This window comes from Geobacillus sp. WSUCF1, from assembly GCF_000422025.1.
GTDB classification, from domain to species: Bacteria; Bacillota; Bacilli; order Bacillales; family Anoxybacillaceae; genus Geobacillus; species Geobacillus zalihae.
This window is the reverse complement of the sequence record NZ_ATCO01000094.1, coordinates 1-25,461: the sequence shown is the minus strand read 5'-3', so window position 1 is coordinate 25,461 and position 25,461 is coordinate 1. Positions and strand designations below refer to the sequence as shown.

General features: G+C 49.0%; 21 protein-coding genes and 2 pseudogenes. 7 read left to right on the top strand and 16 right to left on the bottom strand.

What is annotated here, in order from left to right:
- The 3 genes and pseudogenes from I656_RS0115810 to I656_RS06625 form a co-directional block, all read left to right on the top strand.
- Positions 1–487: pseudogene (locus tag I656_RS0115810) on the top strand (hypothetical protein); the annotation flags it as partial.
- A 91-nt stretch (positions 488–578) separates the two neighbouring features.
- Positions 579–2,081 (top strand): SIR2 family protein, encoded by a 1,503-nt coding sequence (locus I656_RS06620; protein ID WP_033005841.1) that lies wholly within the window; start codon positions 579–581, stop codon positions 2,079–2,081.
- A 411-nt stretch (positions 2,082–2,492) separates the two neighbouring features.
- A complete protein-coding gene (locus I656_RS06625) occupies positions 2,493–3,947 on the top strand; it encodes a tyrosine-type recombinase/integrase (RefSeq protein ID WP_020755399.1) in 1,455 nt (484 codons plus the stop codon).
- Positions 3,948–3,986: 39 nt separating this feature from the next.
- On the opposite strand, the gene I656_RS06630 is transcribed toward I656_RS06625, so the two are convergent.
- The 8 genes and pseudogenes from I656_RS06630 to hmpA form a co-directional block, all read right to left on the bottom strand.
- Positions 3,987–4,892, bottom strand: a complete 906-nt coding sequence (locus tag I656_RS06630) for a tyrosine-type recombinase/integrase (protein ID WP_033005840.1) — start codon at positions 4,890–4,892, stop codon at positions 3,987–3,989.
- Positions 4,893–5,296: 404 nt separating this feature from the next.
- Complete coding sequence (locus tag I656_RS0115805) at positions 5,297–5,491, bottom strand: hypothetical protein (RefSeq protein WP_011231223.1); 195 nt, start codon at positions 5,489–5,491, stop codon at positions 5,297–5,299.
- Positions 5,492–5,732: 241 nt separating this feature from the next.
- Positions 5,733–6,974, bottom strand: coding sequence for a DHH family phosphoesterase (locus tag I656_RS06635; RefSeq protein ID WP_013523761.1), 1,242 nt, complete (start codon positions 6,972–6,974; stop codon positions 5,733–5,735).
- A 17-nt stretch (positions 6,975–6,991) separates the two neighbouring features.
- Positions 6,992–8,895, bottom strand: a pseudogene (locus I656_RS19905) (hypothetical protein).
- Positions 8,896–8,905: 10 nt separating this feature from the next.
- On the bottom strand, positions 8,906–9,781 hold the full coding sequence (locus I656_RS06640; RefSeq protein WP_015374868.1) for an AAA family ATPase: 876 nt from the start codon (positions 9,779–9,781) through the stop codon (positions 8,906–8,908).
- Between the two features lie 126 nt (positions 9,782–9,907).
- Positions 9,908–10,282 (bottom strand): helix-turn-helix transcriptional regulator, encoded by a 375-nt coding sequence (locus tag I656_RS06645; protein WP_011231227.1) that lies wholly within the window; start codon positions 10,280–10,282, stop codon positions 9,908–9,910.
- Between the two features lie 113 nt (positions 10,283–10,395).
- Positions 10,396–11,298, bottom strand: coding sequence for a formyltetrahydrofolate deformylase (gene purU / locus I656_RS06650; RefSeq protein WP_013523764.1), 903 nt, complete (start codon positions 11,296–11,298; stop codon positions 10,396–10,398).
- 225 nt (positions 11,299–11,523) lie between these two features.
- Positions 11,524–12,759: an NO-inducible flavohemoprotein gene (hmpA, locus tag I656_RS06655; protein ID WP_020755391.1), complete on the bottom strand. Its 1,236-nt coding sequence runs from the start codon at positions 12,757–12,759 to the stop codon at positions 11,524–11,526.
- Positions 12,760–12,930: 171 nt separating this feature from the next.
- On the opposite strand from hmpA, the gene nsrR reads away from it, so the two are divergent.
- The 3 genes from nsrR to speE all read left to right on the top strand — a co-directional run bounded on the left by nsrR (position 12,931) and on the right by speE (position 14,577).
- Positions 12,931–13,374 (top strand): nitric oxide-sensing transcriptional repressor NsrR, encoded by a 444-nt coding sequence (gene nsrR, locus I656_RS06660; RefSeq protein ID WP_011231230.1) that lies wholly within the window; start codon positions 12,931–12,933, stop codon positions 13,372–13,374.
- Positions 13,375–13,477: 103 nt separating this feature from the next.
- Positions 13,478–13,672, top strand: coding sequence for a hypothetical protein (locus I656_RS06665; RefSeq protein WP_020755390.1), 195 nt, complete (start codon positions 13,478–13,480; stop codon positions 13,670–13,672).
- A 29-nt stretch (positions 13,673–13,701) separates the two neighbouring features.
- Entirely contained in the window at positions 13,702–14,577 is an 876-nt protein-coding gene (speE, locus tag I656_RS06670; RefSeq protein WP_015374870.1) for a polyamine aminopropyltransferase, read from the top strand.
- Between the two features lie 73 nt (positions 14,578–14,650).
- Here speE and I656_RS06675 read toward each other — a convergent pair whose 3' ends face one another.
- From I656_RS06675 to treP, 7 genes are all read right to left on the bottom strand, one after another.
- Entirely contained in the window at positions 14,651–15,829 is a 1,179-nt protein-coding gene (locus I656_RS06675) for an acyl-CoA dehydrogenase family protein (protein WP_015374871.1), read from the bottom strand.
- A gap of 104 nt (positions 15,830–15,933) precedes the next feature.
- Positions 15,934–17,433, bottom strand: coding sequence for an aminotransferase class V-fold PLP-dependent enzyme (locus I656_RS06680; RefSeq protein ID WP_020755388.1), 1,500 nt, complete (start codon positions 17,431–17,433; stop codon positions 15,934–15,936).
- Between the two features lie 117 nt (positions 17,434–17,550).
- Positions 17,551–18,000: a thioesterase family protein gene (locus tag I656_RS06685; RefSeq protein WP_015374873.1), complete on the bottom strand. Its 450-nt coding sequence runs from the start codon at positions 17,998–18,000 to the stop codon at positions 17,551–17,553.
- A 428-nt stretch (positions 18,001–18,428) separates the two neighbouring features.
- Positions 18,429–19,841, bottom strand: coding sequence for a Na+/H+ antiporter NhaC family protein (locus I656_RS06690; protein WP_020755386.1), 1,413 nt, complete (start codon positions 19,839–19,841; stop codon positions 18,429–18,431).
- Positions 19,842–20,055: 214 nt separating this feature from the next.
- A complete protein-coding gene (gene treR / locus I656_RS06695; protein ID WP_033005839.1) occupies positions 20,056–20,769 on the bottom strand; it encodes a trehalose operon repressor in 714 nt (237 codons plus the stop codon).
- Positions 20,770–20,791: 22 nt separating this feature from the next.
- Entirely contained in the window at positions 20,792–22,483 is a 1,692-nt protein-coding gene (treC, locus tag I656_RS06700; protein WP_020755384.1) for an alpha,alpha-phosphotrehalase, read from the bottom strand.
- A 112-nt stretch (positions 22,484–22,595) separates the two neighbouring features.
- Complete coding sequence (treP, locus tag I656_RS06705; RefSeq protein ID WP_020755383.1) at positions 22,596–24,014, bottom strand: PTS system trehalose-specific EIIBC component; 1,419 nt, start codon at positions 24,012–24,014, stop codon at positions 22,596–22,598.
- A 296-nt stretch (positions 24,015–24,310) separates the two neighbouring features.
- On the opposite strand from treP, the gene I656_RS06710 reads away from it, so the two are divergent.
- Complete coding sequence (locus I656_RS06710; protein ID WP_020755381.1) at positions 24,311–25,042, top strand: MerR family transcriptional regulator; 732 nt, start codon at positions 24,311–24,313, stop codon at positions 25,040–25,042.
- Positions 25,043–25,145: 103 nt separating this feature from the next.
- Here the strand turns inward: I656_RS06710 and I656_RS0115795 are convergent.
- Positions 25,146–25,461, bottom strand: a 316-nt coding sequence (locus tag I656_RS0115795; RefSeq protein WP_033005836.1) for a PilZ domain-containing protein, incomplete at its 5' end; no start/stop codon positions are given.

Genomic DNA, 25,461 nt, shown 5'->3' with positions numbered 1-25,461 from the left:
AAAAATCCTCCCGATTTTCGTTGGGAGGGTGCGAAATGTGAGTTATAATCAGCTTGGAGTTATTTTATCTTTGCGTCAAGAGATTAAGAAACTTGAATTATCATACGAGGATTATTCAACAGTTTTATTTTCGCTATTTAGTGGAAACCAAGGAAGAAATCTTGGAAAAGAAATTTTTGATATATTAAAACGAAGAGAAGAAAAAAAGGAAGTATTAGAGTTTTACTCAATACCTATCTCAGAATTTGTAAGCACCAATCTATATGAAGAGTGTTGCAGACTTACGCGAGTTATATACGATGAAAAATTATGGGAATTAATAATTAAACAGTTATCTTCGATTACAAAACATGAACCCGACAAGCCATATGATTTTGTAGACTTTGCAGAAACGATAGTAAATAGTTATATTGGTGAATTTGAAAAAGATAGTAGATTAAAGGAAAAATGTATTTTAATAAAAAAGGAATTGAAAAAATTTTACTGATGAGTTTAATAAGCTTATAAATTAGAGAAGTCTTGAATTGTTTTCAACAACTAGTCAATATTTTAGAGTTGCAAGAAGAAGGGGAAAGAAAATGAGTCAAATTATTGATACTTTAGGCGAATTAGCTGCTAAGCAAAAATTGGTCCCATTTATGGGTGCTGGCTGTTCTGCTTCTATGCTACCAGATTGGGATTCTCTAGTCAGCGAGATGGCCGAGCAGTTAGGACTAACGTCTATTACGAATCATTTTGAAATTGCTCAAAAATATGTGGATACGTTCGGAAGGGATAAATTTTGTGAGTTTTTGAAGAGTAAATTAGAAATTTCGGAATTTGATGATGAAAAAGGATATGTCCATTTAACAATAATGAATATGGGTGTTCCCGTTATTTACACTACAAACCAAGATAATGTGATGGAAAAAGCGTTTGAGAAGTATGGAAGGAAATACAGGACTATCATTCATTTAAAGGATTTTGCTGAAGCGAAATTGTCAGAACAGCTTTATATTAAGTTTCATGGGGATCTTAACTATCCTGAATCTATCGTATTCACACAAGAGGATTATCAAAAAAGAATGAGTGATCCGGAAAATGCATTTAACATCCGTTTACGAGCGGATCTATTAGCAAAAAATTTGTTATTTGTAGGCTATAGTTTTCGTGATATCAATATTCAACAAATGTTTGCTGAACTACAGAAAGCATTTTATGGAGAATTACCAACATCCTATATGATTGCATATAGATATAGTAATGAACTCCAATCATTGTGTGATCAATACGGAATTACATTGATAGATCCCATGAAGGAATGCCCTGAAGCTAAAAATCATATAGAAGCCTTCGAAACCTTTTTAAAATGTATGTTAGAAGAAACAAGGAGCAAAAAATTTGAAGATGGAATGGAAGAGTTTTTTACACCAATATCTTCAACACCTGTAAAAGTGGTAAGTAAGCAAGAAATAGATCTTTTAGAACAAACTATAAAAAAGAAACCTTTTTCTATAGGCATTAAATTATTTCGGGAAATTTGCGATTTATCAGATATTCCTTTAGATTATGAAAAGCGAATTGTCGAAGCTTTTACTGAACTAGCTAAGAAAGTGAAGACCGATGAAGATACCGATTCTTTGAATGCAGCAATCTTTAACTTAAAATTAAAGAATCCATTGAATAAACTTAAGATTTTGGCTGCACTTATGGCAACTGCTAATGTAAGAAGCCCAAAAAGTAAGTACGGTGGTGACCATTTCTTTGTTGGGATGCAAGGTGTTAGTAAAAGTACTTACATTGTTGTTGCAGCAAAAGCAATTGAATACGTCTATAGTTGGGGATGGAAACCAACACCTCCTCTTTCTTGGAATGTTAATCACTGGATTGAAAAAGGAGCAGATTTTAAGGCTTTACCAAAACAAATACAACAATACGTAATGTACTGGGTAGATAAAATGAGAAGAGATTGCAAAACAGTCGCAGAACATCCGATTAAAAGGCAACAAAGACTTCGAGATTATTCTTTAATTGACCCCTCAGTTAGTCTTACAGAAGATGAAACTAAATTACTGAGCGAGTTAATTAACCAAGAACTTTAACGTTTGTCTTTATAGAATATAGAAGAAGGGTCATTACGGCCACAGAAATAGTATTGTTCAATAATAAAATAAGGCGCAATTGTGGAACACAATCACACCTTTTAAACAGCTATTTAAAACACCGTCCAGCTTTAACTAAACGAGCGTTAAATACGCTATCCGTTACAGATGATTTATAAAAATATTTAGCTGAAAAAGAAACAAATCTATAAAATTTTGCAAAATAGTTGTTGACTTTTCATCATAATCTGATAAAATACAAAACAAATGAATAACTTAATATACGACAAGGGAAAACCCCAAGCTTTACAGCGCTACCTATGCGTATATACACGCATAAGAAGTAGCGGTGTTTGGCTTGGGGTTTTTTGTATTTTAAGCTAAATTATTTTTATACGGAGGTAACAGAGCATGGGCAAAACAAATATTTCAGCTAAATCTACTTTAATTGAGGCTTTTAATGAATACGAAAAAAGCCAGTTTTGGTCAAAAAATACTAGACGTACCTATCGAAAAAATGTAATTTACATGTCAGAATATATGTTAAACCAAGGATTAAATCCAGTGCTTGAGAATATCGATTATGAATTCGTGAAGATATGGGAAAATGATCAACGAAAACAAGGCTATAGTCCGAAAACGATAAAACAACATCAGGCAACGATGCAATCTATGTTTACGCATTATAACCGACTCGGAGTTATTAACGGAAATCCATTCGCAGCATTAAAAATCACAGATTCTAATAAACAAAAACATCATTCGAGAGCATTAAATATCACCGAATTATACCAAGTTTATAAAGCTGCGTTTGAGTTGCAAGAAAGTGGTGTTAATGTATTAGTTCCAACCCTAATAGATATGTTTACTGCTCTCAGAGTCACATCGCTCGAAAAACTAACAGTTCGTTCAGTTTCTACTACTATGAACGGGCTAGTTTATGAGTTTGATCCAAAAAAAGATCGAGTAAAAGAAGACAAACTTCTTGACCAATATCTAGAGGAAGGGGATAAACACACTGATAATTCACCAAACAGCAAAAACAAAGATTTCTTTATTCCATTACCACCTAAGCTCATGAAATTACTCACCCAATATACAGAACACATGGAACCAAATGATGCATTGTTATACGGTTTGAGAGGGAAACCGCTCATTAACAAGCAAATGAATTATATAATCGATAAAGTATGTGAACATTTGGGATGGGTGAAAGTAGAATATGAACAACCAGAGAATAATGAAAATCATAACAATGCAAAAGAGAAGGGAAGAAGAAACAAAATAATCCGTAAAACAGAGAAGTATTTCACACCGCACGGACTACGATACACTCTTTCTACCTTGTTTCATGAAATGGGGGTCTCAGATGATGCTATACGCTTTTTGCTTGGACACTCTAAATATGAGCTTGGCGCTCTGCAGCATTATATTTTAAGTGATGCAAAGTATATTAAAGAAATTCGAGCGGCCCAAGTAATAATCGAAACTCTTTTTGAAACTGCTATGGAACTTGAATCTAATTATAATATCACGCTAGATTTAGAAGAAATTTTTGATGAAATTCCTAAAGTTTATTCGAATCAATTGAAAAACAAAAATTACATCAATCTGTTTAAAGAACATCTCGTAAAGTATGCATTTGCGGCATTACATCAAAAAATACTTAAAGAATCAGGGAATAATCATTCTGATTATTTTACATTTAAAGCACCAGAACTTTATAATCAGATTGCTATGGCGCAGCAAGGGTATTTTCCACATGCTCCAATGCCTTATCAGCAAACTCATGGAATGCACTCAATGTCATACGATCTCACGCATCCAGTGCCTTTGTATCCGCCAACTCATATTCACATGAAATAACTACCCGGCTAGGGTAGTTATTTCCGTACTAAGCAGGTTTTAAAATATGTTAAATGTTTCAATCGCTTTTTTCTTTTGCTCAAAGTCAACATGAGTGTATACTTGCGTCGTGACTAAACTTTCATGGCCGAGTAGTTCTTGTACGGTACGCAAATCAACATTTTCTTTATTTTCTTGTATCAACAAGGTAGCAAACGTATGCCGCAAATGATGGAGTGAGAACCGTTGAGGTGGCAGACCAGCTTTTTGTAAGATTTCTTTAAATATCTTATGTAAACCACGCGGATTCAGTTTTTTACCGTTTTTATTTAAAAATACCGGTTGGGAAGGATGGAGCTGATATTCTTCTAAACTTCCCATATAGCTCTTAATTAAAGGGACAACCATGGGATGAAGGGGGAGTAAGCGCTCTTTTTTTCCTTTCCCATATATGCGTATCGTGTTGTTCGATAAATCAATTTGTTCCCAAGTTAGTTCAACAATTTCAGATCTTCGCATACCCGTAGTGGCTAACAGTTTAAATAGAAGATGGTTTCGCATCGCCATTCGGCTATTGTCTTGCTCCAAAAAATGGAACAGCTTTCGTAGTTCAGACAAAGACATATAAGTCGGTAATTTGCTATCCGTTTTAGGAGTATCAATTCCGATCATAAAATCGCTGTCGATTAGATTTTCTTTGACACAGTATTTACTGAACGATTTCAAGCAAGAAATTCTCCGATAGACCGTTCTAGGTTTGACGTTTTCTTTTGTAATCTGATGCTGGATGAAGCGACGAACATGCGTTTTTGTAATGTCATGAAGTTGTACAGAATAACCGTGTTGAATTAAGAAGTTCTCGAAACATCTCAAATCATAAGCATAACCATCAACGGTGTTAAGTGAATAGTTTTTTTCAATTTGCAAGTACAACACAAATTCATCAATGGCTTGTCGAAACAACATAAAAAACACCTCCAGTTGATAATCAACGACCGATGATAATCGATAAAAAAATAATGATAACTCGTTTAAAAAATGATAATTCGTAGACACAAAAAATTATGAGGAACTTAGGTTAACAAGTTCCGGATAATTGATTTTATGGGTACTTGAGGGAAGAAACCCTCAAATTTCGGGGAAATTGATAAGTTTACATAATATAAATTATAAGAAGTTATGAAAGAGTCTGTTTCGATAACAAGTAATCTCATAATAGTGAGACAAAACAAAAAAAACGCCCATCGACACGCCCACCTAAAATAAAATAAAAACGCGCAGCCTCTTGATTCTCATTCAAGAAGCTGCACGTTACCCACTGCGCGTCGGCAGCTGCAGGGACCGCATGATCTCATCCTTTCTCCTTTCGTTTAGGCAATATCCGTTTGACGATAGCGGACGCCTTTATACCGAACGCGAACTGGTACGCCTTTTTCTTGCTTATGCTTCACCAGAAGCCGTTGGGCTTTTGAAAAGGCTTCCATCATCCCAGATGCCGGAATGGCCTCTTCCCACACAATCGTTTTCCCTTGGACTGTGTAGAAGGAAAAGACATACTGTTTCACCGTCTTCACCTCCCTATTATTATTATAATCAAAGACTGTTTTTCCTAAACACAAAAACTGTTACAATTATGTTAACATTTTCTCTTCGGCGTTTCCGCAACAAATAAAGGTGTCCCAATCCTTCCTAAAAGAGATCGGAACACCTTTTTTCTTTTTGCGCATCTTTGTCCGAATGGTCAGCCGCCAGCCACCGAGTTCACTCCACCCATACCGAACGACCGTGCCGTCCACAGCGGCGGCATCATGATTCAATGCCGGTTTGTTGCTTGTATTGTTTGACGGCCGCTTTATAGTCGGCTTGAATGGCATCTTTGTCTCGTCCGAGCCGAACGCTTAAAAAGTCGAGCACAGCTGCATCATGGGCAAGGCCAGCGGCAAACTGCCGCTTCAGCCAGCGTTCGCCGGCGATTTCCTCTGGGAACGTATGGGTCTCTCCCCCATCGGCATACACGCTCCAACCTTGAGCGGTTTTGCGACTCAGCCACCATTGGCCATGGTGATTTGTCCAAAACACTCCTTCGGCCTCGTCTTTTTTGTTCAATTGGTTTTGTTCCGCATCACCGTATACCGGCAGAAGCGGGAACGTCTCGACGACAAACAGCGGAAATGTTGTATCATCGATCAAACAGCCGGACGCCTTGGGATGGCCGCCGCCACCGAATTGCTGGGCAAACTCAGCGACGTTGACGTCATCATGAATGGTGCGAAAGCCAATATGTTTCGTCCCCATGTTGACTAAAGCGATCAAGTCAAGATGAGGATAACGCTTGGATAACGCATTGCCCAATTCCGACAAATGGCGCTCGGCAAAGACGACGCCGATGCAATAGTCACCAAGCCAGCGCTGAACAAGCTGTTTTTGCTTTTGCCGAATGTAACGCTGAATTTTCTTCTCTTCCATATCGAGAAGCAGCTCTTCCGTCTCGGTCAAGGAGAACGGTTCTCTGGAGGCGAGCCGCTCGCTCATCGTCTCCCAAAAGCCGTCAAGCCCGAAAATCGTCAACAAATCATTCAGCCGCTTCGCTTGCAAATTCCCATTCTCTTCCCATTCCCACGTGTCGTATTGGCGGACGAGCTCGACGAACCCATCTAGCGTTTCATTAGGTGCGAGTTTTCCCTCGCGGACGAGATAGTCGTAAAAGAGCGAGGTGGCGCACGTCTTTTTGCCATCATCCCTCACCGGCACCACCTGTCCCCACGGGTAGTCATTGAAATGAAGCGCCGTCACGTGGTGGTCGATCACTTGCACATGGCCGCCGCGCGCCGCCCGTTCAGCGAGTTGCTGTTCCACTTCCTTGCCGACGGCCAAGTCGGTGATAAACAACATGGCGCCGTTGGCCTCGTCGCTTTGCAAGAATTGGACGACCCGTTCATCCAAATTGCGATAGGAACAAAACGAAATGTTCACCTCGGCAAACGCCAGCTTCGCGAGCAATCCGCAGCCGATGCCGTCTAGATCGCTGTCAGTGAATAATTTGATCATGGGGTCCCACCTTTTTGTCACAAACTTTTTTGCAACCACGTTTTCAAGAGCGGCAACAGCCGATCCGGCAACTCGCTCACATGCGGAACAAAGACGCGGAAGCGACCATAGATGTTTTCAATCGTCCGCCGCGTTGACTCATCGTCGGCCCCGTGGCCTAAAAAGAGATTGACGACCTCAATGCCGCGGCGGCGCGCTTCGGCGACTGCTTCGTGCGTATCGATGATGCCGTTTTGTTCATATCCGTACGCGGCGGGTTCGCCGTCAGAGAAGACGAGCAGCACTTTTTGTGCTTCCGGGCGCTTGAGGAGCTGTTCGGTCATCCAGCGAATCGCCAATCCATCGCGATTATCTTCATGCGGCTCGAGCTGCAGGATCGCCGGGCCGCTCGACGGCTCAAGCGAGCGATGGAATGAGACCGCCATCTGCAAATAGTTCGGCTGACGCGAAGCGGTTGCTTCGTTCGCATCTTCCCAAAATCCGACAATTTGGTGCGGCACGCGCAACGTTTTCAGCACCTCATGGCAAAGAACGAGCCCGGTTTTCGTCTCTTCCATTTTGTCATGCATGGAAGCTGAGCAATCGACAAGCAGGCCGAAGACCGCATCAAACCGCCGCGTCGGCTCGCCTTTTTTGTAAAACAAGCGCGGCCGCTCATCCGTGAAAAACGACACCAATTGTTTGCGCAGCCGACCGACGGGCAAGTTCGTGCGCCAAGCGGAGCGCTTGTGTTCAAGCCATTGTTCCATGATGCGCACAAGCCGTTTTCGGTACGGCGCCACCGCCGCCTGTTTGGCGCGGTATTGCTCAAGATGCGCGAGGTTGGACGACGAAGGAAGAAGCACAAGATCGGCTTGGCGGTTGGCCTCGCCATACGGCGCACGGTTTCCAATCGGCGGCTGTTCGCTGAAGGATGCTTGCGCTTCCAGGCCATACTCGTTTCGCGCCGTCGGCCGAGACGTTCCTTTCACGACGGCCAGAGCCTGATCGCCGTCTTCACCCGGCCTCGCCTCATCGCTGATGATCTCGGTGCGGCTGCCTCGTTCGAGCTCAAAGCGGAGAAAGCTTCCACCCGCCCGGCTCGTTTCCCGATGCCATGTTGGCAGCACTTGCCGCTTGGCCTCTCCATCCGCCTCTTGAAGGGCATCGCGGTTTTCCAATGGGTTGGTCCGTTTGAGATCTTGAAGCGTCATCGTTTTCTCGTCCGCACCATCCTCAACGATTGGCAGCGATGTATAGGCATTGACCATATCATGAGGCAGCACGTCTCCATCAGTTCCACAACGGCGAACGCCCAGTCCGCCACCTCGGCTGTCGAGGAAGCATCAAAAAATTGCGGCCATAACGTTTCAAGGCGCGCCTGCACCGCTTCATCCGCCATCGGAGCCAGCGGCGCATCATCAAGCGGCGAATCGGCCGTGAGCCGCAAATACATCCCCGCCAAAAACTGATCAGCCCAAGCGCCGCGCGTCCTGTTTGCTTGCCATTGCTGAGTGAAGTAGCGGCGGTACATGCGGCGGCGCGTGCGGAACCATCGCTTCATCCCGGGACGTTCCCGCTCGCAGACGGCTTCCAAGCGAAGATCTTCAGCGAATGTAAACAGCTGTTTGGAAAGCTTGGAGAGCGGTCGGGATTCCACCGCATGTCGGAAGGCGCGAACCGCCAATCGGTCGGTGTGCCGATACGTGCCGATGATGCGCAAGCCGACGTCGCTTTTCATTGCCGTTTCTCGCTCCAATGGTGGATACCCATCCCAAAAATGGCTGACGTAAACGACCGGCTTGACACAATGCACGCCGGAATGGGCGGCGAACTGGATGGCAACGTCGCGGCGGCGCATGAGCGTTTGGGCGAGGTCAGAAAGCTGCATGACCAAACTCGAGTCGACCGTTCGGTCATTGAACATCATAAACCGCTCCATGCCGAGCCTCCTATTCGTCAAACCACGTTTCGGCGATGTTGCGCACCGCCGCCCGTTCCCGTTCATCGTCAAGCTTATCGACGATGCTTCGCTCAATGGCCCGCAATGGCGGCATGTATGCCGCCAAATCGCACGCATCCAACAAAGCGCGCACCGAAGCCGCTTCCTCGGCGATTTGTCCGTTTCGCACCTGCGCAAGCAGATCCGCCGACAGGGCGACGAAACGATCGATCAACGTTTCATCCGTTAATGTAGTTTGCGCCAACAATACCGATTTTAATGTTTCTCCTTGCACATACGGCACATTGATGACGACAAACCGGTTTTTGAGCGCCTCATTGAGCGGTACGGTGCCAATATAGCCTTCATTGATCGCGGCGATGACGCCAAATGTCGGTTTCGCCTGTACGACATCGCCAGTCAGCGGATTGGTGAGCCGCCGCCGGTAGTCAAGGACGCTGTTTAAAATCGGCAGCGTTTCCGGTTTCGCCATATTAATTTCGTCAATGTATAGCAAATGCCCTTTTGTCATCGCCTGGATGACGGGTCCGGGCACGTACTCGATCACCGCCTGGCTGTTTTTGTGCACGATCGTCTTAAAACCGAGCAATGCTTCGGCGTCTAAGTCCACGGAACAGTTGATGCTGTGCATCGGTTGACCAAACAAAGCGGACAACGTTTCAGCAAGCCGCGTTTTTCCCGATCCGGTCGGGCCTTTTAAGAGCACGTTTTTCCCAAGCGCGAGCGCAATGGCGGCATCGTGCACGATCGCCTCATCTGCCGCCTTGTACCCGCCCGCTCCAATCAACGCGCGATCCGGATCGCGGCGGAACAGTTCTTTTCGCTTTTCCATTTCTTTCGTGACCGTCAACGGCCATGTTCCCATCTTCTGACTTCCTCTCTGTGGCGATCTTCCCCTCTCATTCTACTAGATCGCCCGGCGGGACGCAAAACAAAAGAACTAGACCATAAATATATTATGTAAATATAACAAAGAAAAAACGAGGCGCTCTCAACCGAAGTTGTCCTCAATCGCCTTGCGAATGAGCGCCGCGCACCGATCAAGCTCCGCCTTGAGCTGGCGTTTGTACAGCTTCGCCTTTTCCTGTCCGCCCTCGGCGAACCGATAGTAGACGACTTCTTGGTACTTCATTCCCTCTTTTTTCTGTTTCACTTGTTTTAAAATGCCGTCTTCGATCAAATCGTGCAGCGCCTTATACACTTCGGAGTGGTTCGGCCGGTAGCCGAACGGCTTGAACTCTTGGCGCAATACATCAAGCAGCTTCAGCCCGTAGAGCCGCTCCTGTTCGGTGAGCGTAATCAAATACAATTTTAAAAACGCACGTTGTTTTAACAGAAAACCGCTGGGCGTCCGTTTTTCTCCCATAGGCAGGCTTTTTCCCTCCTTCCCTACGGATGAAATTTCGCTCTTTGGGCGGCGAAATCCTGCTTGTCTTCATTATACCATGCGGGAAAGGAAAAATCCTCTCCCGCTTGGTTTCAATAAAACACGATCGTTTTGTTTCCGTGGATGATGACCCGGTCTTCCAAATGCCACCGAAGCGCCCGGGCGAGCACCGTTTTTTCAATCAGTCGGCCGATCCGCTTTAAGTCGTCCGGATGGTGGCGGTGATCCACGCGGGCGACGTCCTGCTCAATGATCGGCCCTTCATCCAAATCGTCGGTGACGTAGTGCGATGTGGCGCCGATCAATTTGACGCCGCGCTCATACGCCCGCTCATACGGACGCGCGCCGATAAAGGCGGGCAAAAATGAGTGGTGGATGTTGATGATCCGTCCCGGGAATTCAGCGACAAACGCCGGCGACAAAATTTGCATGTAGCGGGCAAGCACGATGGTGTCGATCTGATAGTCACGAAGCAGACGGATTTGTTCGGCTTCGGCGTCCGCTTTCGTTTCCTTCGTCACCGGAATATGCACATACGGGATGCCAAACGACTCGACCGTCTCGCGCAAGTCGGGGTGGTTGCTGATGACAAGGGCGATGTCGGCGATCAGCTCTCCCGCCTGCCATTGCCAAAGAAGTTCAAGCAGACAATGCTCGGCTTTGGAGACAAAAATCGCGATTCGCCGAATATCGTTGTGCAGCCGAAGCTGCCAACGCATCTGAAATTCAGCAGCGATCGGGGCGAACGCCGCTTCGATCTCTTCTTTTCGCTCGGCGATGTTCGGACAGTCGAACTCCAAGCGGAGAAAAAACGTCCCTCCCTCAGGGTCAGTCGAGTATTGGCTCGATTCAACGATATTCGCCCCTTGTTCGTACAGAAACGACGTCACCGCCGCGACGATGCCCGGGCGATCTGGGCAGGAAATAAGGATTCGAGCGCGTTGCTCGTAACCTTGCAAAAATGATTGCCAGCGATGTTGGCGAAATGTCGTCATGCGTTGTCTCTCCCTTTTCTTGCTTTTCCTTGCCATTCATCATACAAAAAATTCATGAACTTGCCAACAGGGAAGATAACAAAAGGAGGGTGTCCCAAAAGGATCGGGACACCCTTTCTTATTACCGTATATAGGTATAAAACAATCATTAAGAAACAATATGTTGTGTTTTGTTAAGGAAAATGACCCTTTGGGGTCAGCCCCCTGGCAAGCGAAAAACCTCTCTCAGTCTTTCGTCAAATCGCCGGCCGGGCCGAAAAATTCGTAATGGATGTGCTCCTCTGGCACACCCCATTGTTTTAGAGCGCGATAGACGGTTTTCATAAACGGCACCGGGCCGCAGAAATAAAAGTCTGCGTCTTTCGTCGGGATCACGGATTGCATCCATGCAAGGTCAATCCGCCCTTCTTTTCCAAAATGTGGATGGCGGCGGTCCTCGTCGGATGGCGACTCATAACAAATATGATAAGAAAATGACGGGCGTTCCGCCAACATCCGAAGCTCCTCGTCAAACGCGTGCACGCGGCCATTCAAAGCAGCATGCAAAAACGCCGCTGGGCGGGTCGGTTGGCGGATGGCCAACGTATGCGCCATGCTCAAAAGCGGAGTGATGCCGACGCCGCCACTGATGAACACAACCGGCGTCGTTTTGGACAAATCAAGCGTAAAATCGCCGGCTGGAGCGCTAAGCTCGAGCACGTCGCCCTCTTGGACATGATCATGCAAATAGTTGGAAACAATGCCGGCCGGCTTGTCCGCTGTAGCTGCTTCCCGTTTGACGCTGATGCGGTAATACCCTTTTCCAGGTGCATCCGATAAGCTGTATTGGCGAATATGCGTATACGTCTCGCCCGGAATCGACAGTTTGACGCTCACGTATTGACCCGGCAAATAATCACTGATGGCCTTGCCGTCTTCCGGCTCCAAATAAAACGAAGTAATGACGCCGCTTTCTTTCACCTTTTTCACGACGACAAATCGGCGAAAGTCACGCCAGCCTCCGTGTTTGGCCGCTGCCTCATCGTAGAGCTCTTTTTCCACTTGAATGAAAACGGACGCAATGGCTTCATATGCTTCCGCCCAAGCCGTGATCACTTCGTCGGTGGCGGCGTCGCCGAGCACGTCTTTGATCGCCAGCAACAAATGCTTTCCGACGATCGGGTATTGTTCTGGTTTGATTCCTAAGCTGCGGTGTTTATGGCCGATTTGCCGCACAACCGGCAAAATCGCATCAAGCTGGTCGATATAGCGCGCTGCCGCATACACGGCTGCGGCCAAGGCGCGTTGCTGCCGCCCTTGCTTTTGGTTGGCGTGGTTGAAAATATGGAGCAGTTCCGGATGATTGGAAAACATGAGTTCATAAAACCGCTTCGTAATTTGTTCGCCATGTGTTTCCAAGACAGGCACCGTTGATTTCACAATTTCAATCGTTTTTGGATGCAATTTCGTTGTCGTTGTCATGATTTCATCCCCTTGTAAAACATGTATTTTTAATACATCTTTTATTCAACCATGAGCACTGCGAAAAAGCAATATTTCAAATACATCTTTAATAAATTGTTCACAATTCTCCGTTCGAATCAGGTGTGGTACAATGGGATCAAGAATGTCGCTTAAAGGTTGTGAATCACGATGCAGTTGACGAACTATACGGAATACGCCTTGCGCGTCCTCTTGTTTTTAGGCGCGCTTGATGAAGAAGAAAAAACAAACATCAAAGACATTGCCGCTGCCTTTTCCATTTCAGAGCATCATTTAAGCAAAATCGTCTATGAGCTTGGCAAACTCGGCTACATTGAAACGATCCGTGGGCGCAACGGTGGAATCCGCCTTGCGAAACGCCCCGCGGAGATTGTCATCGGCGCGGTTGTTCGCGAAACGGAGGAAAACTTGTCGCTTGTCGAGTGTTTTGCCGCCCACGGCAATGAGTGCGTCTTAACGCCGGTATGTCGGCTTCGCTTCGCACTTCACGAGGCGTTAGAGGCGTTTTTGCGTGTGCTGGATGCGTATACGCTCGCCGACTTGCTTGAAGACCGAGCGTCGCTTCGTTCTTTATTGAAAGAGCGGCGCGGTTGAGGAAACTTTCTGGCTATAAGCTGGAGAGTTTTTTGGCGTTTGGCAGGCACACGATCACTAAGCATCGCTCTACGGAAGGAAGACGCGGGATGATGCGAAACCGATGGCGGCCTTTGCGGCGATTGGCACCTTGGCGCTCGGCCTTTGCGCGGGATGTGGCGGCAAGAACGATCATCAGTTGGAAAAACGAAACCAGTCGTCAAACATGGGCGGCGGGATGAATACGTCCGGCACCGGCCGATCACATCCCCTTTGTTTGCCACAAGACGAAGAATATATTAAGATTAGAAAGGTGTGAAAACATCTGCATGACTAAAGGAGGTCACAATGAAACACGAAGGAAACGCTTTGCCACCTTACTTGCATATGGACAATGGAGAGCTTTGGCTCACCGAAGATGATCGCGACAACTTAAAAATCAGCTATCGAATCAAAGAGGTGATTTTTGCCGAGCCGTCCGAGTACCAGCATGTGATGATTTTGGATTCGTACGATTTTGGCCGCATGCTCGTACTCGATGGCGTCGTGCAAACGACCTCGATTGACGGCCATATTTATAACGAAATGATTTCGCACGTGCCGCTGCAGTTTCATCCGGAAGCGAAGCGGGTGCTCATCATCGGCGGCGGCGACTGCGGCGCAGCTCGTGAGACGGCGAAATACGCTCATCTTGAAGCCATCGACATGGTGGAAATCGACGAAAAAGTCGTCCGGGCGTGCAAAGAGCATTTGCCAGCCGTCTCCGGCAACTTATCGGATCCGCGCGTGCGGTTTGTTTATGATGATGGCGTCAAGTTTGTGCAAGGGAAGGAAAGCGTCTACGACGTCATTATGATCGACTCGTCCGACCCAGTCGGCCCGGCGGAAGCCTTGTTTTCACCGGAGTTTTACGCCAACGTCCATCGCGCGTTGAAAGCGGATGGGCTGATGGTCTGCCAAAGCCAGTCGCCGATTTTCCATCTGGATATTTTGAAGCGGACGTACCGCAATATTCGCGAACTGTTCCCGCATGTGCTTGTGTACACCGCCGTGGTGCCGACGTATCCAGGAGGGTTGTGGAGCTTTACGATCGGCTCGAAACGGCCGCTCGATTTTCCGGTGCAGACTACCATTCCAAATGACACGAAATATGTGAACGATGGGATCTTTCGCCAATGTTTCGCGTTGCCGGCATTTTTGCGTTCGGCGCTTGAGGTGGAATAACCGCTTGGCATCAAAAAAGCTGTCCCCCACAAAGCAGGGACAGCTTTTTCGTGTTGCTTGAATCCGTTCTGTTTTATGGAGCAGGTGGGTTGTGAGACAATGCCCGCTTAGCAAGCCATTGAAGCGTCAAGTCATCCGCCGGCGGGTTGTAGAGCCCAGCGCGGACGTCACGGTAATGCCGCTGAAGCGGATTGTCAGCAAACAAGCTTTGTCCGCCGACAATGCGCATCGCCCAATCGACGACTTCAAGCGCGGTATTGGTGGCGACCAATTTGGCTGTTGCCAACTCCTCTTTCATTTCCATCCGTTTTTCCGGATAGCGATCCCATAAATCGGCGACCGCGTACAGGAAATGGCGCGCATGGGTGAGGCGCCATTCCATTTCAGCGATTTTCCGCTGTACTTCGGGCGTCGAGGCGATTGGGTGAGGCAGGGTATTAGGCTGGTACGTCTTGGCAAAGCGAAGCGCCTCATTGCGCGCCGCAATGGCGATGCCTAAGTAACAAGCCGGCACGTGCAACAGCCATCCTTGCGCCGGAGCAGCTTCGTTCGCTTCTCCAAGCGTCTCTACGAGCGCCTCTTGGTCGACTTCGACTTCTTCAAGAACAAGATCATCGCTGCGCGTCGCCCGCATGCCAAGCGTGTTCCACGTCGGTTCGATGCGAATGCCTGAAGCAGACATCGGCACGAGAAATTCACCGACCCGACCGTCTTCCATCGTGGCGGAAATTAAGACGTAATCGAGCGCAGGGGCTAACGATGCAAATGTCTTTCGCCCCCGAAGCACAAAGCGGCCATGGCGAAAGACGGCCGTCGTTTCCGGTTTACCGCCGCGCGCCGGGCTGCCAGTTGTCCGTTCAGAGTGGGCGCTGTTGATGAGCACGTGGCGGCAAACGACTTCATTCGCCAAACGGGTGAGAACGGGCTCCGGCCAGCGGCGAAGCAAAAACAGCCGCATGAGAATGCTGGCGTGCCAACCAAACGACAATGCCGTTGCCCCAGAACCTTGGGCAATCGTCTCTTGCACGAGCACGAGCTCATAAAGCGACGCCCCTTGGCCGCCGTATTCAGTCGGGACGGTCAAGGAAAGGAATCCAGCCTCTTTTAAATCGGCAAAATCGGCAAATGGAAACGTTGCCTGTTCGTCATCATGCGCCGCCCTTTCCGCAAACCGTTCCGCAAGGCGACGCGCTTGGTTGTACAATTGTTGCTCCCGATCGGTTCGCACAAGCAAATGGTACAATTCGTTCATCGGTTCTCCCCTTCTTTTGGTCAAGATGCCTTTATTGTACCGAGTTCTGGCTAGGACTGAAAACAAAAACGCACGGGAAAATGACCGTCCTTGCTCTCGGAAGCTTAAAAGAGAAAGAAATGCCGAATGTACCGATCATCGTCACGGTGGACGAACTCATTTTTCCCAGCATCGTACTCGTATTCCTCCTGCCAGCGGCGGCCATAGCGGGCGATTTGACGGACGGCGCGGATGACCGCATACACTTCTTCGTTCGTCATCGTAGGATGGAGCGACAGACGCACCCATCCTGGTTTGGCGAGAGGATTGCCGTTTTTGACTTCTTGAAGCAACATAGCGGATTGTTCCTTGTCGATGCCAAGCAAATAGTGGCCGTATGGTCCGGCGCAGGAACAGCCGCCGCGCGCTTGAATGCCGAAGCGATCATTCAGCAGTTTGACAACAAGGTTGTAATGCAATCCATCTATGACAAATGAGATGATGCCAAGACGGTCGTCCCGATGTCCTTCAAGCACGCGAACGCCGGGAGTGCTTTTTAGCGCCGGCAAAAGAAGGGAAACAAGTTCCTTTTCGCGGGCGCGCATCTGTTTTACGTTCATTTGCTCTTTCAGCTGGATGGCCAACGCTGCCTTGATGGTTTGCCAAAACGGCGGTGTTCCGCCATCTTCGCGTTCCTCAATGGCTTGGATGTATTCATAGTTCCCCCACGGGTCAGTCCAGTACACCGTCCCGCCGCCGGGGTGATCCGGAGCGTGCTGATGATAAAGCCGGCTGTCAAAGATGAGCACGCCGGCGCTTCCCGGCCCCCCGAGAAACTTATGGGGGGAGAAATAAATGGCATCAAGCTGCTCCATTGGGTCGTCCGGATGCATATCGATGCGGACGTACGGAGCGGAAGCAGCAAAATCAACAAAGCAAAGGCCGCCATGCTCGTGCATGATTTTCGCCAGCTTATGATATGGGGTTTCCAACCCCGTGACGTTCGAGCAAGCAGTAAAGGCACCGATTTTTTGCGGTCGATCTCGGTAGCGCTCCAGCAGCTCGCGCAAATGGTCAAGATCGACATCCCCGTTTTCTGTCGGACGGACCGCCACGACTTCCGCGATGGTTTCCACCCATGGCAATAAATTTGAATGGTGCTCCATATGGGTGACAAAAACGACTGGCCGCTCCTCATCATGAAGGGACAAGCGGCGCTTCCACCGTTCCGGTACGCGCAAGCCAAGCAGACGCTGCAGCTTGTTGACGGCGCTTGTGGTCCCGGCGCCTTGCATAATCAAGACATCGTTTTTCCCGGCATGAACGTGCTGTTTGATGATTTCTTTTGCATAGCGATAGGCAAGCGTCGTTTTCGTTCCGGTCACATTCGATTCCGTATGCGTGTTGCCGACAAATGGACCGAGCTCATGCGTCAGCTTCTCTTCAATCGGCCGGTACAGCCGCCCGCTTGCCGTCCAGTCGGCGTAAATAAGCCGCTGTTTGCCAAACGGCGTAGAAAACGGATGAAAGCGGCCGATCGTTCCATCGCGAAACGGCTGAAAATACGTCTCAAGCTCTCCGCGGCATGTATACACCGCATTGCCGATCACAGCGTGAATGGCCATGTTGATTCCCCCTTTCCGCCATTTCGTCTATTTACAAAGTATGTCGCCTTCGGTGGTTCGGTCCAAAAAACGTGGGAAAGTTGAAAATGAAAAATCCGCCGTACAGGCGGATGGTATTCACTCCCTTTTTTTGCACGATAACGGTGAAATCGTTTCCCCCACGGACGGCACAAGGTATTCGGCAAGCATGGTCCGCAAGTCATCAGGCAACGGTTCGCTCGTTTGGGTTTGGAAATTGAAATGGACGACCGCTGCCTCTCCGATGGCGATCAGTCTTCCTGTTTCCTCTTCCATGATGCGATGAATGCATTGAAAGCTTTTATTGCCGATCCGGGAGACATTGGTTTCCACGCGCAATCGTCGTCCGAAGAATCCTTGGTTGATAAAATCGCACTTGGTGGAAGCTAAAATAAAATGCCAGTCCTCCGTTCGCCCGACGTAACGCAATTCATCAAACAGGCGGGTGCGCGCTTCTTCTAAATAAATAAAATAGCTAATGTTGCTTAAATGTCCGAGCGCATCAGTTTCACAAAAGCGTGGGTTGACGGTAATGATGTGCGTCTTCATTTCTCCCTCTTCCTTTCTTGCCTTTTTTTTGCCCCTTTCGCCCACAATATTCGTTTGGGTGAGCATGGGGCGTGACTGAGTTCGATTTGTAGCTACCAACTAGTCAGTATGTTGTTTTTATCATACTCCGGTTGATTTAGATGTGCAATTGTTTTGTTTTGGATTATTGATTATTTAGAACATTGTTTGTGATATAAAATGTTGTGACGAATCCAGTACGTCGCCGCGAAAGGATGAAAATCTCCTTCAATTAAGTTGAATTTTTGGTTTACACTTCGCCGATTGCCTAACACATTAGATTGCATCCGCATGTATCGAAGTGCAAATGGTAACGAACAAATTGGAAATTCTTTATTGGAACCTATATAGTTTTGACATTTTCAGGGTAGATAAAAAAAGCCCGGCGAGGGCAGACGGGGCGTCTGCGGTCAACCGGCCCAAAGCGGCAAAAGAACGTATCCAAAGAGCGACACGCCGGCGCAAAGGAGAGAGATGCGCAGTTTATATTTCGCATAGCTCATCAAGTCCATATCCATAATGGCTGCGGTTGTAATCGTCGTATCGCCAAGCGGCGAAGCAAAGGCGCCAAACGTCCCGCTCGCAAACACAGCGCCGACTGTCACCTCGAGCGGCGCCCCGGTCGCATGGGAAAGCGTGACGCCAAGCGGCATCAAAATGCCCCACGTTCCCCATGAAGAACCGATAAAGTATGATAAAAACGATCCGACCAAAAACACGGCCGCTGGCACGAATGCCCCCGGCAGCCATGTGCCGAACGTCGACGACACGTACTCCGCAAATCCGAGTTCCCCTGCCACCGCCGAGACCGCCCATACGAGAACGAGCATGCCGATCGGCGCCATCATTTCGTTACCCCCAGCAAAAAAATGGTACGTCAGCTCTGAAAGTGATTGTCGGCGCCATAAATAAAACGCCATCGACAAAAGGATGGTCACAAACAACGCCAACAGCATCGCCCATGTCGCATCGGCCGCGGAAAACGCCTCCCACCAATTCTCTGCCCCGCGTTTCCTCCCGTCGTACACGAAAAAGGCAAACGTCAGCGCGATTAACAGCGCCAGCGGGACAAACAAGTGCAACGGCTCCCCGTTGATCAGCGCCAGCTCCTTGCGCAATCCGAGCCCGTGCAGTGTATTCGTTTCCCCTTCTCCTTTTTTCGCCCGCGGTTTGCCGATCCGGATGTTCAACATCGTCGTCAACACCCCGACGGCCAGAGCGACAATCGCAAACAAGTTGTACGGCAGGCTGCGCAAAAACACGTCATACGGCGATTCGTGAATGTCGTTTTGCTCAAGCGCCGCGGCGACAACAGAAGTCATAAAGCCGACGAACGCTGTCGCCGCTGGCAAAAGCACGATGATCGGCTCGGTCGAGACGTCGATCATGTACGCCATGCGGCGGCGGTCGATGCGAAACTGGCGAAGGACCGCTTTCATCACTGGTCCAAGGAGCATAATGCGAAACATCGGCATAAAAAACGTCACCGGCACCGTCAGCCAAACGAACAACAAAATCCCCCGCTTCGAGCGGATGCGGCCGGAGAGTCTCTCGACAAACCCTTTGATCCCGCCGGTAATTTGCATCATGCCGACAAGCGAACCGAACAAATACAAAAACGCGGCCACCTTCATATGCTCCGGATCGGTCAGGGCGTGAAGAACAGCGGAAACAGCGCGCTCAATCGCGCCGACAGCCGACCACTCAAGGCAAAACGCTCCGACGAGCAATCCGGCCACGAGGCCGGGCAAAATTTCTTTCAGCCATACCGCCAACGGAATGATGAGCAGAAAAGGCAACAGCGACCACCATGTTCCTTCCACGTCGGCGCCTCCTTTGCGATGATGTTGTTACCAAGAAGGATAGCCATAATGCAGTTTTTTTATGATTTTCATTGATGATTTAGAACATAGTTTTATTTATAAAATTTATGTTGCCCGCGCAAACAAAAAAAGCCGCGCTGCAGTTTGCAGCGTGGCCCACACTTCCATCCGCCCCGGGCTGACTCCCAAACAACCTGGGGCACAGAAGGCGTTGTCATTTCCGGCGCGCAAAATCGACAAATCGGAACTTGTCGAGCCGGTGACGCGATTCCGTATATTGAAACAATGCAGCATTGCTTAAATACACATAGTTTTTGACGACAACGACGCGGTCATCGCCATGCAAATCCAAATAGCGCCGGTCTTCGTCCGTCGCTTCGTCGACCGATATTTCTTTTTTCGCAAAGCTGATCGGCAAATACAGCTTCGTTTCCAAATATTCATAAATCGAGTCTTCGCAAATCTCTTTGGTCAATAGCGGCACATGCTTTTTCAGAAAAAAGTCTTTATCCAAAATAATCCGCTCTCCGCCGATTTCCCGGACGCGCACGACTTTCCACACTTCGTCTTTGCTTGAGGCGCGCAGATGCTGCCTGAGCTCGCGATCCGGCTTGATGATCGCCAGTTCATGCACGATCGTCCGCACCGGCTGCTTCATCGTCTGCGCCAGTTCTTTAAAGCTGACCAATCCGGATACGGGAAAGTCATATTTGCCGACGTCAAGGACGATAGATCCTTTTCCTTTCATTTTTTGAATATAGCCGTGCTCGGACAACAAATGGAGCGCTTTGCGAATCGTCTCGCGCGATGTCTCATATCGGGCGGCCAGCTCGTGTTCCGATGGCAGCTTGTCGTACGCCTTCCATTCTCCGCGGCGGATGCGGGAAATGAGGTCATGGTAAATGGTTAAATATTTGTTTTCATGCATAAGAATCACCGCTTGTATTGTATCACGGCCGGCGCAAAAGATAAACAACCGATTCGTATGGGCGCAGTTGCATGCGGCGAAAATCGGCCGGCGCGTCCGAATAATTGGCAAGCAGCAGTTCTCCCGTATAGCCATCGGCTCCCGCTTCTTTCGGCAGCGTGAACGTCGTTTCGACTGGATAAAAATTGTTGACAACAAGCAGCTTTTCTCCATCGCCATGACGCATATAGGCGAAAATATGCGGATCGTCCGCAAGCAACAGCTCATAGCGCCCGGTCGTAATGAGATCATACTGTTTGCGCAGCTCAATCAGCCGCTTATAATGGTAGAAAATCGAGTCGCGGTCGGCGAGCGCCTGTTTCACGTTAATGCGCCGGTAGTTGTCGGCGACGCGAATCCACGGCGTCCCAGACGTGAAACCGGCATGCGGGCTGTCGTCCCATTGCATCGGCGTGCGGGAATTGTCGCGCGATTTTCGCTGCAAAATTTCCATCACTTCTTGCTCGCTTTTGCCTTGTTCTCGCAAAATCCGGTACATGTTGAGCGACTCAACGTCGCGGTAGTCGCGAATATCGGTGAATTTCGGGTCGGTCATGCCGATTTCTTCGCCTTGGTAAATGTATGGTGTCCCTTGCATTAAATGGATCGTCGTCGCCAACATTTTGGCTGATTCTTTCCAATACGTCCCGTCATCGCCATAGCGCGACACGATGCGCGGCTGATCGTGGTTGCACCAAAAGAGCGCATTCCAGCCCCCACCTTCATACATCCGGACTTGCCATTCGGACAAAATGCGTTTTAAAGCTAGAAAGTCAAACGGGGAGACCGCCCATTTTTCCCCATTCGGGTAATCGACCTTCAAGTGATGGAAGTTAAACGTCATATTGAGCTCGTGGTTTTCCGGGTTCGTGTAGCGGATGCAATGATCGATCGTCGTCGACGACATTTCCCCCACTGTCATGATGTCGTATTTTGAAAACACCTCTCGATTCATTTCCTGCAAAAACTCATGAATGCGCGGTCCGTCCGTATAAAAGCGGCGCCCGTCCCCCGGCGGCACTGAACCGTCGTCATCCGGGAAGCGCTGATCTTTTGACAACAAGTTGATGACGTCAAGCCGAAAGCCGTCCACTCCTTTTTGGAGCCAAAAATGCATCATGTCATAAATGCGGCGGCGCAGCTCTTCGTTTTCCCAGTTCAAGTCCGCTTGTGTCACATCGAACAAATGCAAGTAATATTGGCCGGTTTGTTCGTCGTATTCCCACGCCGAGCCGCCGAATTTCGATTGCCAGTTGTTCGGCGCTCCGCCGTCCGGCTTCGGGTCGCGCCAAATGTAAAACGAGCGGCATGGGTTCGTTTTCGAGGAGCGCGCCTGCTTGAACCATTCATGGTCGGTTGAGGTATGGTTGACGACCATGTCCATCACCAGCTTCATGCCGCGCGCATGCACTTCGTGAAGCAGACGGTCAAAATCGTCCATCGTTCCGTATTCGTGATGGATGCGGAAATAATCGCTGATGTCATAACCGTTGTCGCGCTGCGGCGACGCGTAGATCGGCGTCAGCCAAATGACATCGACGCCCAGTTCTTGTAGATAATCGAGCTTCTCGATCACGCCCGGCAAATCGCCGATGCCGTCTCCATTCGTGTCGTAGAAGCTTTTCGGATAAATTTGATAAACGACCGCTTTTTTCCACCAAGGGGTTGCTCGCATCTCTCTTCACCTCGTTCGTCAGGATAAAAACATACCATTGGCATCGGCGGCCAATGGTATGGTGGTAAATGGATGATTTCGCACATCGTTCTCTTGCGTCAACACACGGCAATCATGAGCGGGCGGTTTTACGCACTTTCCCAAAGACAAACGTCAGCGCAAACGGCACCACAATCGCGATCGCCATGCCGATAAAGAACGGCGTCCACTTTTGCGGTACGATCGACAAGAAACCCGGCAGGCCGCCGACACCGATCGACGGAGCGATGACTTTATTGAGCGTAATAAACATGCCGGCGATCGCCGCTCCGGTCATCGCTGCGATAAACGGGAAACGAAAGCGCAAGTTGACCCCGAACATCGCCGGTTCTGTGATGCCTAAATACGCGGAAACAGCCGACGTAAACGACAAACCGCGCAGCTTTTCCTCCTTCGCGACAAACATCATCGCCAACGCTGCCGAACCTTGGGCGATGTTGGACATGACCAAAATCGGCCATAAGAATGTGCCGCCGGTATTGGCAATCAGCTGCAAGTCAACCGGCAAGAACGTATGGTGCATCCCGGTGACGACAAGCGGCGCATACAGCGCTCCATACAACAATCCTCCAAGAGCCGGAACCGTGTCAAAAATCGTGACAAACAAGTGGGTAATGGCATTGCCGATCGCAAATGTGACCGGCCCAATAGCGATGAACGCCAAAAAGCCCGTAATGAGCAACGCAAGCGGCGCGACAAGCAACAGCTGAAACGCATCCGGAATGCGCTTGCGCAAAAACAGCTCAAGCTTCGCCAGCACGTAGGAAGCCACCAACACCGGCAGCACTTGCCCTTGGTAGCCGACTTTTTGCACTTCAAAGCCGAACAAGTTCCAAACCGGAATCTCTCCTTTTTCTTTCGCCGCTCCCCAGCCCCAAGCGTTGAGCAAATCTGGGTGGACGAGCATCAAACCAAGGACAATCCCTAAGAGCGGGCTGCCGCCGAATTTCGTCACTGCTGACCAGCCGATCAAACCGGGCAGGAAGACGAACGCCGTATTGGCGATCAAGTTGATCATGTTCGCCAAATCGGCCCATTCTTTGTGCACCTCGACAAACGATTTCCCTTCGTAAAAAATGCCTGGGCCTGTCAAGACGTTGTTAATCCCCATTAACAAACCGGCCGTCACGATCGCCGGCAAGATGGGAATGAAAATATCAGCCAGCGTCTTAATCGCGCGTTGCAGCGGATTGAGCTTCGCTTCCGCAGCGTCTTTCATCTCCTGCTTTGTCGCCCGGCCGATGCCCGTCAGCTCGATGAGGTCGTCATACACTTTATCGACAAGCCCTTGGCCGATGACGACTTGAAACTGGCCGTTTGCGGAAAACGACCCTTTGACGACATCGATGCGCTCAAGCGCTTCCTTATTGACTTTTCCTTCCTCTTTGAGCGCAAACCGAAGCCGGGTCACACAATGCGTGGCGGCGACGATGTTTTCTTTGCCGCCGATGGCTTCAACGATTTGCGCGGCTGCTTGTTGGTATGCCCCCATGATGAACGCCTCCCTTTTCTTTCCTTAACGACCGCTATAGCGTTAAATCGCTTTCAGCAACCGGTTGCAAACAAACTTGTATATACAACCTGAACTCATTTTATCTTGTATATACAAGTTTGTCAACATCTTTCGATGACCGCCTTCATTTTTCGACAATAGTTGTTGTTTTTTTTTTGCTAACTTCCACTTCTTTTGTTATGTTTTGTCAAGCGGCAGGAAAATCAACGACCAAGTAGGAAAATAAAACATAACGCAAATCAATGCCAAAAGACGAGAAAGGATGAGGGAATGCGATGAAAACCTATACACTCCGCGAAGCAGCGAAAAAAATCGGGGTCACCGCCCGCGATTTGAAACAATGGGAAAAGCAGTTCGCCGGATCGATTGCCGTCCCACGCACAACCGAGGGGGCACGCATGTACACCGACGAGCTGATCGACCGGTTTCGCCATATCCGCACTTGGCTTGAGGACGGCCGCCATCCGCGCGAAGTGGCTGAAATGATCAGGCAAATGGACGGACAACCGGCAGAGCGAGCCAACGAGACAGCCGCTCAAGTGGAAACAGCCGTCATGGAAGGGGAAATCATCGATGTGCCCCGCCTGCTGCATCAAGGGATGCCATACATAGCCGAGCAGTTGGCGGCCCGCTTAAAAGACGATATCGTCGACGCCTTGAAACAGGAAACGACAGCCGCGGTCCGGCAAGCGATGGATGAGGTGAAAGGCCGCCTTGACTACATCGAGGAGCAAACGACGGCAGCTGCCGAAACGGTGCGCCGTTCACTCCGCGATTACGAGGACGCATGGCAGCAAAAAACGGAACAGCTACATGAACATTTGGAAACGGTCGTCGCGTTCTGTCAAGAGGAAAAAGTAAGACAGGAAGAGGAGCGAAAACAGCTCGAACTGCGCATTTTAGAACGGGAAAAAGCGTTTCGCGAGCTCGTGTTGTCGTTTCGGCAAACCGCTGCCAGCACCAGCGCTGCTCGAACACGGGCAAATAAATGGTGGAAGTTTTGGTGAAGACGATTTTGGCATCAATGTGACAAGGGCACCCGTTTTGGATGCGCCATACCTCCGTCAAAAATCAAAAAAGGCCCCGCCAAAACGCGGGCCCCTTTTTGCGTCATATTCGGCGGCTCTCGGCCGCATGTCGTTTGATGGCTTCGATCAAGTGCGCTTCTTCTTGTTTGGTGACATGGAGGCGGACGCCATAATAGTAGGCGTGGACAAACGGTTTTTCCCAGACAAGCTGCCCCCGCAGCGTAAAGGGGGCAGCGTTTAGCCAAAACGAGATGTCAACCAGCGTTCCCCCTGTTGAAAAGGGAAGGCGGCCTTCCGTTTCGATTTTCATCCCGTGCGGACTTAGATCGTGAATGTAGACGCTGCGCTCACCATCGGCTGTGCGCAGTTCAGCCGGGAGCGGCCGGCCAAACTGATAC